The organism is Micrococcus sp. ACRRV (assembly GCF_022346985.1).
Lineage (GTDB): Bacteria > Actinomycetota > Actinomycetes > Actinomycetales > Micrococcaceae > Micrococcus > Micrococcus porci.
In genome coordinates this window covers 1-11,367 of the sequence record NZ_JAKRNH010000077.1, presented here as the reverse complement: position 1 = coordinate 11,367, position 11,367 = coordinate 1, and the positions used below count along the sequence as shown (strand labels likewise).

The following is an 11,367-nucleotide window of genomic DNA, read 5'->3' as shown; positions in this document are numbered from 1 at the left end:
CCGATGCGCTGGCGCAGCTGGTCCACGATCTCGTCCACGCCCTTGCGGAACACGTCCGAGGAGGTGACGATGCCGAAGCCCATGCGGTGGTCGTCGTCGAGGACAACGGCCGCCTCGGCCCCGTGAACTCCGCCCTCGTACCCCGCTACGGCGGCGCCCCCACCTACGCGCTGCTGCCGCGCCTGGACGAGGCGACTGCGGCCGGCGTCGCCCCGGAGATCAAGGTGGTCGGCGTGCCGTTCGACGCCGGCGTCTCCTACCGCCCCGGTGCACGTTTCGGGTCCGGCCACGTCCGCCAGTCCTCCCGTTTGCTGCGCCCGTACAACCCGGCCACGGACACCTCGCCCTTCGCGCAGGCCCAGGTGGTGGACGCCGGCGACATGGCGGTGAACCCGTTCCACATCGGCGAGGCCATCGAGTCGATCCAGCAGGACGCGATGGACCTCACCGAGGACGGCTCCTCGCTCATGACCATCGGCGGCGACCACACCATCGCGCTGCCGCTGCTGCGCGCCGCGTCGGCCCGCGCCGGCCAGCCGGTGGCCCTGCTCCACTTCGACGCCCACCTGGACACGTGGGACACCTACTTCGGCGCCGAGTACACCCACGGCACGCCGTTCCGCCGCGCCGTGGAGGAGGGGATCCTGGACACCGAGGCCATCTCGCATGTGGGCACCCGCGGCCCGCTGTACGGCAAGAAGGACCTCGACGACGACCACCGCATGGGCTTCGGCATCGTCACCTCCTCGGACGTGTTCCGCAAGGGCGTGGACGAGATCGTGGACCAGCTGCGCCAGCGCATCGGGGGTCGGCCGCTCTACATCTCGGTGGACATCGACGTCCTCGACCCCGCGCACGCGCCGGGCACCGGCACCCCCGAGGCCGGCGGCATCACGAGCCGCGAGCTGCTCGAGATCCTGCGCGGGCTGCGCGGCTTGGACATCGTGGGCGCGGACCTGGTGGAGGTGGCCCCGGCCTACGACCACGCCGAGCTGACCGGCGTCGCCGCCTCCCACGTGGCCTACGACCTCATCTCCCTGATGGCCGACCGCCGCGCCACCCGCGCCGAGGAGGCCCGCGCATGAGCGACGCCGCCGCGCCGCGCCGCAACGGCGGGGACCTGGCCGTCGAGACCCTGCACGCCCTCGGGGCGCGCACCGTGTTCGGCATCCCGGGCCAGCACGCCCTGGGCCTGTTCGACGCCCTGTCCCGCTCCCCGCTGGAGTTCGTCTCGAACCGCGTGGAGAACAATGCCGCCTTCGCCGCGGACGGATACGCCCGGGCCACCGGCGAGGTCGGGGTGCTGTTCCTCTCCACCGGCCCCGGCGCCCTCACCTCACTGGCCGGCCTGCAGGAGGCCTACGCCACGGGCGTGCCGATGGTGGTCATCGCCTCGCAGATCCCGCTGTCCGGGCTCGGCGCCCGGCGCAAGGGCATGCTGCACCAGCTGGACGACCAGAAGGCCTCGGCGCAGAACGTCACCAAGGCCCAGTTCACGGTGCACCACGCCTCGGGCATCCCCTCGGCCATCCAGGACGCCTGGGCCGAGGCCGTCACCGTGCCGCAGGGGCCGGTGTGGGTGGAGATCCCGCAGGACGTGCTCCTGGGCGAGGTCATGGTGCCGCCCGTGCAGGACGCGCTCGCGGTCCCCTACGACCACCCGCCGCGCGCCGAGCTCGTGGCCGAATCGGTGCGCTGGCTGCGCGGGGCCGAGCGCGTGGCGATCGTGGCCGGCGGCGGTGTGCGCCGTTCCGGACCGGCCGCGATGGAGAGCCTGAAGGAGGTCGCGGAGCTGCTCCAGGCCCCCGTGGTCTGCTCCCCCGGTGGCAACACCGCATTCCCGTGGGAGCACCCGCTCTCCCTCGGCGGCTGGGTGGAGGACCGGCACGTCACGGAGCTGCTGGAGGACGCCGAGGTGCTGCTCGTCGTGGGCTCCTCCCTGGGCGAGGTCACCTCGAACTACTTCACCCTCGAGCCGCGGGGCCGCCTCATCCAGGTCGACGCCGAGCCGCGCGTGCTGGAGACCAACCATCCCACGCTGGGTGTGCGGGCCGATGCCGGGCAGGCCCTGGCCGCCCTCGCGGACGCGCTTCGCGCGGACGAGACCGCCCGCCCGGCCGAGCGCCCCTGGCACGGCCGCACCTCCGCGGACGTGGTGGCCGAGGTCAACGCGAAGGTCACGGCGCGCCTCGACGCCCAGGACCTCGGCGTGGAGCGCCGGCTCCTGGCGGACATCCGCGCCGCGGTGCCGGCGGACATGCAGACGTTCTGGGACATGACGATCGCCGCGTACTGGGGCTGGAACTGCTGGGACGCGAAGTCTGGACAGTTCCACTCCGCGCAGGGCGCGGGCGGCCTGGGCTATGCATTCCCGGCCGCGTTCGGCGGCTCGGTGGGCCTGGCGGCCGCGGGCGCGCCGTCCCGGGTGCTGGCGGTGGCCGGCGACGGCTCGGCCATGTACTCGCTCGCCGAGCTCGCTGCGGCCCGCCAGCACGACGCGGACGTCACGTGGCTGATCGTGGACGACGGCGGGTACGGCATCCTGCGCGAGTACATGGAGGGCGCGTTCGGCCAGGCCACGGCCACCGAGCTCGACCGGCCGGACTTCCAGGCCCTCGCCGCCTCCTTCGGCGTGCCCGCCGAGACGGTGGGAGTGGAGGACGTGCGCGGCGCGCTCGAGCGCGCGTTCCAGGCGGACGGGCCGAACGTCGTCGTGGTGCAGACCCGCCTGGCGATGTGGGCGCCCAGCCACCTCGAGGCCCCCGTCCCCGCGGACGAGGCCGGCCCCGGCCTCGCCGAGACCACCCGACCGGAAGGACGCGCCGCATGAGCACCCTCGACCCCGCGGGCGCACGCGCCCACCTGGCCCGCCGGGCCACCACCGTCCAGCAGTCCGCCGTCCGCGACGTCTTCGACATCGCCATGGACCCGGACCTCGTCTCCCTGGCCGGCGGCAATCCCTGGCTCGCCGGCCTGCCCCTGGAGGAGCTCGGAGCCACGGCCCAGCGGCTGATCGCCCGGGAGGGCACCGCGTCCCTGCAGTACGGGCCGGGCCAGGGCCTGGAGTGCATGCGCGTGGCGGCGTGCGCGGTCATGGCGGCGGACGGCATCCCCGACGCCGACCCCGAGCTCGTGGTCATCACGCCCGGCTCCCAGGCGGCCATCGACACCGCGTGCCGCGCGTTCGCGAACCCGGGCGACGTCGTCGTGGTGGAGGACCCCACGTTTGTGGGCGCCCTGACCTCGTTCGGCACGTGGCAGCTGGACGCGGTGGCCACGCCGACGGACGAGCACGGCCTGGTCCCCGCGGACCTGGACGCCACGCTGGCGCGACTCGAGGCCGAGGGCCGCCGTGTGGCGTTCCTCTACACGATCCCGTCCTTCGCCAACCCCTCCGGACTGCTGCTGCCCGCCGACCGGCGCGACGCCGTCGCCGCGGTGTGTGAGCGGCACGGCGTGCTGATCGTCGAGGACAACCCCTACGGGCAGATCGCGTTCGACGGCGCCCCCGTCGCCCCGATCGCCGCCGCCCACCGCGAGCGCACCGTGTACTTGGGCACGATGTCCAAGATCTTCTCCCCCGGCGTGCGCGTGGGCTGGGCCCTGGTGCCCGAGGCGCTGCACCGCGAGTTCTACCTCTGCGCGGAGTCGGCGTTCATCCACGCCTCCACGACGTCGCAGATGCTCTCCACCGCCTTCGTCACGGAGTACGACTGGCAGGACCACGTCCGAGGGGTGACGGGCCTGTACCGGAGCCGCGCGCAGGCCCTGCAGGCGGCGATCGCCGAGCACTGGGACCCCGGCTTCACCTTCACGCCGCCGGCGGGCGGGTTCTTCCTCTGGGGCTCCCTGCCCGCGGGCGTGGACGCCGTGGAGCTGATGCATCGGGGCATCGCCGCCGGGGCCGTGTTCGTGCCCGGTGCAGCCTTCACGCCCGTCCCCGGGACGCACTCCACACTGCGCCTGGCCTACTCCTTCGTGGATGAGGAGACACTGGCCGAGGGTGTGCGCCGCCTGGCGCCCGTGGTCAACACCGCCGTGGAGGGGGCGCGGTGAACTGACGTGGCGCGGTGCGGACGCCTCCCGGGGGCCCGGAACACCCGGGGCCGAGTGCGCGTTCCCCGTGGCATGGATGCATCCGACTCCCCGACCACGTTCACCCGGAACGACGCCGCCTCCCGCTATGAGCTCCACGACGCCTCCGGCGGGCTGCTGGCCGCGCTCGACTACCGCGACAACGGCACCGCGGTGTCCCTGACCCGCGCGTTCACGGTGCCGGTGCACCGCCGGCAGGGGCACGCGGCCACGCTCACCGCCGGCGCCGTGGCGGACATCGAGGCCCGCGGCGGGGCGGCCGGCGGCACCACGGTGGTCCCGATGTGCTGGTACGTGGCCCGCTGGTTCGAGGAGCACCCCGAGAAGGCGGGGCTCCTGGACGCGCGGTGAGCGGAGCGCACGACGACGGCCCCGCACCTCGACGGCGGGTGCGGGGCCGTCGCGCGTCGGCGGGCTCAGCCGGCGTCGGGGACGTCGCAGGTCAGCGGGCCTCGCCGAGGCCGAACCGGCGCCGGGCGGCGACCAGTGCGCCGGCCCCGAGGGCCCCGAGGCCGACGGCCCACCAGGCCGCCTCGTCACCGGTCTGCACCTTCCCGGGCACGGCGTGCTCGGCGTCCGGCGCGGTCGGGGCGGGGTCCTCGGCAGCGGCGGGGTCCTCGCCCGCGCCCAGCTGGGCGAGGACGTGCGACTCGACGTAGGGCAATGCGCCCTGCTCGCCGGGGACGACCACGAGTCGGCCGTGCTGGGGCTCCTCCGCGAGCACGGTGACGCCACCGCCGGGGGTGCCGGAGGAGGGGCCGCCCTGGAGGTACACCATCCGGGACCCGGGGGCGGACAGCAGCGTGCGCTCGTCCGCGTCGGGGCGGTAGGCGAAGTCGTAGTCCTGCGGACCGGAGGCCCCACCGGCTCGCCGGGGACGTCGTCGCCCAGGTGTGCGTCGGGGCCGTACACCGCCGAGCCGGTCTCGCGGCCGTCCACGTAGAGGGTGAGGACCACGTGGTCGACGCCCTCGTCGGCCAGCACGCGGCGGGCCCCCACGACGTCCACGACGCCGCGCTCCAGCTCTGAGTCGGAGGGGAACTCGACGTCCGTCTCCAGGCCCCGCTCCCCGGCGATCGGCGTGTCTGCGGCGGAGGTGACGGTGAAGGGGGCCACGGTCATGCGGATCTCGTCGGCGTCGACGTCGTGCTCGGTGTCCACGACGAGGACCGTCGGGTCCCCCGGCACGGTGGTGAACCTGGCGAGGTCCTGGCGAACGCCCCCGGCCTGGGCCCCGGCCGCGCCGGTGTCGGCGTCCCCGCCCGGTCGGCGGGGACGACCCCAGGTTGCGTCCGGCGAGGGGTCTGCACCAGACCTGTGGCCGAGTTGTGCCCGATCCGTTCTCCCTCGTGATCGGCGCGCGGTGATCGGCCCGAGCACCCGCGCCGCCGTCAGTCGACGCTGACGGCCCGGGACAAGGACCCGTCGGCATCGTCCTGCGCCTCCGCGACGTCGTAGCGGCGCCGGACGAACACCTGAAGCTGGGCGGCGACGCCCGCGATCTCCTCGGCGGCGAAGTGGTCGCGTCGCCACACGGCGTGCAGGTGGACCTCCAGACGTCGGCCCCCGGCCCGGATGGGCAGGGGGCGCAGCCCGAAGGCGGGGTCCTCCGTGACGACGGCGACCGCGGTGCCGTTCGCCGCGAGCGCCTGGGCGACGCGGCCGGAGTTGGCCTCCACCACCTGGCGCGGGGCCGCCCCGGCGACCTCGAGCGCGGCGTCGAACACACGGCGGGCCTTGAAGGAGCGGGACGGCAGCACGAGGCGGGCGCCGGCCAGCTCCGCGGCGTCCAGCTCGTCCCGGTCCGCCCAGGGGTGGCCCGGGGCCACGCAGGCCCACACGGGCATGCTCTGCAGCGGCAGAGCGGCGACGTCGTCGGGCGGGGTGGAGGGCAGGACCACCAGGTCCAGGCGCGCGACCGAGTCCTGCAGGGAGTCGTCGAGCTGGGTCTCGGTCACGCGCACGGCGGGGTCGCCCTCCCCCAGCACCGTGAGGAACGGGATCACGACGTCGATGAGGGTGGTGCCGGGCGCCCCGAGGGAGAGCTCCGTCAGCCGCCCCGCCGCGAGGATCCGCGCCGCCTGCCGGGCGTGCGCGTGCGCCGCGAGCAGGCTGCGGGCCACGGGAAGCCATGCCTGCCCCGCCGGCGTGAGCCGCAGCCGCGCGCCCTCGGGCGCGAACAGGGCCAGGCCGAGGTCGCGCTGGAGGCGCTGCAGATGGCGGGTGAGGGCGGACTGGCCGAGGCCGAGTTCGCGTGCGGCGGCCGTGACGGTGCCCTCGTCGACCACCGCCACGAAGGTGCGCAGCAGCGCCGGGTCGAGGAGGTGGTCCAGGTCGAGGGCCCGTCCCCCCGCGGCGATGCTGTCCATGCCTCAAGAGAATAGCCCGCATCCACATTCATCATTGGACGTGATGCCCCCGCCGGCCGGACGATGGAGGCGCGCCCCACAGGGACGCCCCGATCCACCGTCCAAGGAGCCCCCGATGACCTCCCCCGTCACCGCCCCTGAGCAGTCCCGCCACATCGCCACGGAGCTGCCCGGCCCGAAGTCCCGCGAGCTGGCTGCCCGCCAGGCTGACGCCGTGCCCGCCGGCGTCGCCACCACCATGCCGGTGTTCGCCTCCCGCGCCGGTGGCGGCATCATCGAGGACGTCGACGGCAACCGCCTGATCGACCTCGGCTCCGGCATCGCCGTGACCTCCGTGGGCGCCTCCCACCCCAAGGTCGTCGAGGCCGTGCAGGAGCAGGTCGCCGACTTCACCCACACCTGCTTCATGATCACCCCCTACGAGGGCTACGTCGCCGTCGCCGAGAAGCTGGGCGAGAAGGCCCCGATCTCCGGGGAGACCCGCACCGCCCTCTTCAACTCCGGCTCCGAGGCCGTGGAGAACGCCGTCAAGGTGGCCCGCGCCTACACCCGCAAGCAGGCCGTCGTCGCCTTCGACCACGCCTACCACGGCCGCACCACGCTGACCATGTCGCTGACGGCCAAGTCGATGCCCTACAAGCACAGCTTCGGCCCGTTCGCCCCGGAGGTCTACCGCGTGGCCGGCTCCTATCCGCTGCGTGACGGCCTCGACGGCGCCGCCGCGGCGAAGAAGGCCATCTCCGCGATGGAGAAGCAGATCGGCGCCGACAACCTGGCCGCCGTCATCATGGAGCCCCTCCAGGGCGAGGGCGGCTTCATCGTCCCCGCCGAGGGCTTCCTGCAGGCGATCGTCGAGTGGTGCACGGCCAACGATGTGCTGTTCATCGCGGACGAGGTGCAGTCCGGCTTCGCCCGCACCGGCGCCTGGTTCGCCTCCGAGCTGGAGGGCATCGAGCCCGACCTGATGTGCACCGCCAAGGGCATCGCCGGCGGCATGCCGCTCTCCGCGGTCACCGGCCGCGCCGAGGTCATGGACGCCGTGCACCCGGGCGGCCTGGGCGGCACCTACGGCGGCAACCCCGTCGCGACCGCCGCCGCCCTGGCCGTGTTCGAGGCCATCGAGGAGGACGGCCTGCTGCAGGAGGCGCAGATGATCGAGCGCGTCATCCGAGAGCACTTCGAGCAGAACGCCGACGAGCGCATCGCCGAGGTGCGCGGCCGCGGCGGCATGATGGCGATCGAGTTCGTCGACCCCGCCAGCGGCGAGCCCGACGCCGCCCTCACGGGCAAGCTCGCGGCGGCCGTCCGCGCGGCCGGCGTCGTGCTGCTCACCTGTGGCACCTACGGCAACGTCGTCCGCTTCCTGCCCCCGCTGACCATCGGCGAGGAGCTGCTGCGCGAGGGCCTGGCCGAGGTCACCACGGCGCTGCAGTCCGCCTGACCCACGTCCCTGGCCACGAGGGCCTCCGCCGTCCGGCGGGGCCCTCGCGGCGTTCCCGGACCACCGGCGGGCATGACCGCGGCCCTCGTCGAGCGGCCGGGGCGGCGATGCCGCCGGCCGCCGCGTGGACCTCGTGCGATGACCCGCGTCGGGGTCAGCCGTTCCGGGTGGACGCGGCCCCGGTCGTGGACGCGGCCCCGGTCGTGGAGGCGGTCGACGACGCCGCCCCCGGCTGGGCGGACGCGCCCGGCGTGGGCCGGGGGCTGGCCGTGTCCGCCGGCGTCGGCGTCGGCTGGGCGCTCGGGCTCGGGCCGGTGGAGGAGCCGTCCGCGGACGAGCTCGTCGCGGGCGGCGGCAGCGTGGACCACATCTCGTAGAGGGCGGAGGGCGTGTAGTCGACGTTGGCGCCGTCGCCGCCGGCCTGGCTGGGCAGGGAGATCGGGCCCTGGTAGCCGGAGTTGGGGGCCGTGGGCGAGGGCACGGCCGCCACCACGCCGTTCTCGCCGAGCTTCTCGAGGATCCGCTGCATGCGGGGCCGGTCCGCGTCGATCAGGTCCGAGGCGATCTTCTTGGTCTCCTCGTCCGTGCCCTCATCCGACTCCGTGCCGGCCAGACTCACGCCGCCCTGCAGCAGACGGTGGACCTGCAGCAGGTAGATGCGGCCGGCGGCGTCGTCGTCGGCGGTGACGAGGGCGGACTGATCGGAGGCCGTGAGCAGCCCCGCCCGGATGTCGGCGGCGGCCTGCTGACCCTTGGAGGCCTGGATCTCGGAGGGGTCGCCGGTGGGGCGGCCGCTCGGCTTCGTGTCGTCCACCAGGGGCTCGGGGGCGGCGGGCACCTCGAGGCCCCACGCCTGCAGGCGCGAGGACAGGTCGCCGATCCGCTGGTTCGCGACGTCCTTGTGCTGCTGGGCCATGTCCCGCACCTCGCCGTCCATGTCGGGGCGGGAGAGCACGTGGTCCGCCTCCTGGACCACCTGGTACTGGTTCTGCAGGAGCGAGGCGATGAACCGCTGGTCCGCCGCGAGCGGGTCGGCCTTGGTGGCGCTGGGGGTCGCGAGCACACCCTCGAGATAGGTGTTGGACCCGGAGCCGGCGGGCGAGGGCTGGGCCGACGTGCCGCAGCCGGCCAGCACCAGCGAGAGCCCCAGCAGGCCGCCGGCGGCCGCGGACCAGCGCACAGGGCGCACGGGGGCGGTGGCGTCGGTGGCTCGGTTCATGGAAGGCGGTCCTCTCGGGCGGATGACGGGCGCGGCCGGCGGCCCGCGGGACCTCCGGCCCTCAAACGGTACGCGCTCCGGAGCCCGCCTGGGAAACGGCGCGCGGCACGCGGGCCCTTCAGCCGATGCGGGTGGCCTGCGTGACCCAGTTGTTCGTCGACCAGCCGGTCATCCCGGACCCGTCCACCAGGTCGCACGTGATCAGCGTGACCTTGTTGCCCGCCTCGGGCAGCTCCCACGCCCAGGCGTAGTCCGGGCTCTGCGTCAGGTCGTCCTTGTCCATGGAGCGCACGTCGAAGTCCGTGCGGAACTCGGCCTGCGTGCCGTCGTCGTACGTGATCACGACGATCGACCCGGCCTTGAGGGTCTGGAGGTTCCAGAACACGTCCTTCAGCCCGGAGTGGATGACGTGCCCGGCGATCACTCCCGGGTGCGCCGAGCGCTCGCCGGGGGTGGTCGTCCACTGTGGCGGCCCGTACCAGCCGGCCATCTGCGGGTCGGGGTTGAGCTCCCCGTCGTCCCGCGTCTGGACGAGCTCCACCGGCGCGCCGACGACCTGCTCCCCGTCCGCGTAGACGTCGATGTGGACCGGGGCCGCCGTGATGCGCTCCCAGGAGGCGGCCGGCTTCGTCATGCGGGAGTCCGTGCCCGTCGGGGTCGCGGACGACGACGCCGTGGCGGTCGAGGACGCGGCCCCCACGGCGGGAGCGGCCGCCTCGGTCGACGCGGGCGTGGTCGAGGACGTCGGCGACGCCGGCGTGGTCGTCGAGGACGTCGGCGACGCCGGCGTGGTCGTCGAGGACGTCGGCGACGCCGGCGTGGTCGTCGACGCCGCGGCCGAGGACGCTGAGGTGGCCGCGGGCACGGATGGGCCGGCCGACGCGGAAGCGGACGTCGAGGAGGGGGATCCCGTGGCGGCGGAGGGGGTGGAGGACGCCGTCGAGGCGCGGGCGGAGACCGTGGGCGCGGCGCTGATCGGCACGTCCCCGAAGGCGAACATCCCGCGGAGGGCGAAGGCGCCCACGCCGAGGCAGATCAGCAGGAGCAGCGCCCAGACGGCGCGCTTGACGGTGGTGCTCATGGCTTCCCTCCTGGGTCCTCGGACCCGTGCTCAGGCGCCGACCGGGGGCGGACCGTCTTCGGCCCGCCCCCGCTCGACGATGGACTCGACGGTCAGCGTGCCATGCCCGGGCGGCGACGCGCGGCCACGAGGGCCCCGGCGCCGAGGGCGGCCGCACCGGCCAGCCACCAGATGGGCTCGCCGCCGGTCTGGACCTTGCCGGGCCTGGTGTGCTGCTCGGCCGGGACGGTCGTCTCCGGGACGGTGGTCTCCGGGACGGTGGTCTCCGGGGCCGGGGGCAGCGCTCCCATCTGCTGGAGCATGGCGGCGATCGCGGGGTCCTCGACGTCCAGGGGCATGCCGCCGAGGACGCCGTCCTGGGCGTCGGGGGCACCCGCCGCGGCCGCGGGGAGCTCCTGGCCGACGTGGACCGTCACGGTGGGCAGGTGGGCCACGTGGTCGCTGGTGAGATCCAGGGAGAAGGTGTCCGTGCCGGTGAAGCCGGCGTCGGGCACGTACCAGGTGCGCACGGACAGGTCCTCGCGGTCGCGGAAGGTGACCACCGTGCCATGGGCGGCCTCCGTCGTGACGAACGGGTGCACGTTGTCGAAGAGGGCGGGGTCCACCGGGTAGCGGACCTCCATCGCCCGCACGCCGGGGGCCATGACGACGTCGGTGCTCCACGACAGCGGCATGTCCCCGAGCACGGCACGCACCGGGCCGGGAGCGGCGACGAGCGCGCCGCCCGTGGCGTCGGCGAGGTCGGCGTCGGGGCCGACGACGAGCGCCATGTCGAGCTCCTCCTGGTCGCCGGAGAACACGTGGTAAACGACGGTGCCGGTGCCGGCCTCGCCCAGGATTCGGCGGGTCTCCAGGACGTCGATCGTGCCGCCGTCGAGGACGTCGACCGCGGTGAAGGGGACCGCCGCAGCCGGGCCGGTCGGCGTGCCCTCGGCGTCGGAGGGGGAGACGGTCACCGTCAGGTCGGCGGGGTCGAAGCCGTAGAAGGTCTGGAAGGTCGCCTCGTCGACGGACTCGGGGTCCATGCCGAAGAAGAGGCCGTGCGGGTAGCCGTGGTCATCGGTCCAGTCGTAGGCCTGCTCAGCGGAGGCCGGGGCAGCCAGGGCGGCGGCGGCCAAGCCGGAGGCGAGGACGGCGGCGGCGAGGCGGGGGGCGCGGGAGG

Annotated in this window: 10 protein-coding genes and 1 pseudogene; 5 read left to right on the top strand and 6 right to left on the bottom strand. The window is 74.6% G+C overall.

The window, feature by feature from the left end:
* A pseudogene (locus tag MHY29_RS12510) lies at positions 1-101 on the bottom strand (agmatinase); the annotation flags it as partial.
* Here MHY29_RS12510 and speB point away from each other — a divergent pair.
* The 4 genes from speB (at position 87) to MHY29_RS08730 (ending at position 4,446) form a co-directional block, all read left to right on the top strand.
* Positions 87-1,085 carry an agmatinase gene (gene speB, locus MHY29_RS08745; protein WP_239240288.1) on the top strand — a complete coding sequence of 333 codons (999 nt, stop codon included), beginning with the start codon at positions 87-89 and terminating at the stop codon, positions 1,083-1,085. The pseudogene MHY29_RS12510 and the gene speB sit on opposite strands and share 15 nt — an antisense overlap.
* Complete coding sequence (locus tag MHY29_RS08740; protein ID WP_239240285.1) at positions 1,082-2,830, top strand: thiamine pyrophosphate-binding protein; 1,749 nt, start codon at positions 1,082-1,084, stop codon at positions 2,828-2,830. Before speB ends, MHY29_RS08740 begins: the two co-directional genes overlap by 4 nt.
* Complete coding sequence (locus tag MHY29_RS08735) at positions 2,827-4,056, top strand: PLP-dependent aminotransferase family protein (RefSeq protein WP_239240282.1); 1,230 nt, start codon at positions 2,827-2,829, stop codon at positions 4,054-4,056. Before MHY29_RS08740 ends, MHY29_RS08735 begins: the two co-directional genes overlap by 4 nt.
* Positions 4,057-4,128: 72 nt before the next feature.
* Entirely contained in the window at positions 4,129-4,446 is a 318-nt protein-coding gene (locus tag MHY29_RS08730; protein WP_239240279.1) for a GNAT family N-acetyltransferase, read from the top strand.
* A 91-nt stretch (positions 4,447-4,537) separates the two neighbouring features.
* On the opposite strand, the gene MHY29_RS08725 is transcribed toward MHY29_RS08730, so the two are convergent.
* Together MHY29_RS08725 and MHY29_RS08720 are read right to left on the bottom strand one after the other, a co-directional pair.
* Positions 4,538-4,873, bottom strand: coding sequence for a hypothetical protein (locus MHY29_RS08725; protein WP_239240276.1), 336 nt, complete (start codon positions 4,871-4,873; stop codon positions 4,538-4,540).
* Positions 4,874-5,486: 613 nt separating this feature from the next.
* Positions 5,487-6,464 (bottom strand): LysR family transcriptional regulator, encoded by a 978-nt coding sequence (locus MHY29_RS08720; RefSeq protein ID WP_239240273.1) that lies wholly within the window; start codon positions 6,462-6,464, stop codon positions 5,487-5,489.
* Positions 6,465-6,579: 115 nt separating this feature from the next.
* Between MHY29_RS08720 and gabT the strand changes: the two genes are divergently transcribed.
* On the top strand, positions 6,580-7,905 hold the full coding sequence (gabT, locus tag MHY29_RS08715) for a 4-aminobutyrate--2-oxoglutarate transaminase (RefSeq protein ID WP_239240270.1): 1,326 nt from the start codon (positions 6,580-6,582) through the stop codon (positions 7,903-7,905).
* 154 nt (positions 7,906-8,059) lie between these two features.
* Here gabT and MHY29_RS08710 read toward each other — a convergent pair whose 3' ends face one another.
* From MHY29_RS08710 to MHY29_RS08700, 3 genes are all read right to left on the bottom strand, one after another.
* Entirely contained in the window at positions 8,060-9,124 is a 1,065-nt protein-coding gene (locus MHY29_RS08710; RefSeq protein WP_239240267.1) for a DUF305 domain-containing protein, read from the bottom strand.
* A gap of 118 nt (positions 9,125-9,242) precedes the next feature.
* Positions 9,243-10,205: a class F sortase gene (locus MHY29_RS08705; protein WP_239240265.1), complete on the bottom strand. Its 963-nt coding sequence runs from the start codon at positions 10,203-10,205 to the stop codon at positions 9,243-9,245.
* Positions 10,206-10,297: 92 nt separating this feature from the next.
* Positions 10,298-11,367 (bottom strand): hypothetical protein (locus MHY29_RS08700; RefSeq protein WP_239240262.1); only part of this gene is annotated, 1,070 nt, incomplete at its 5' end.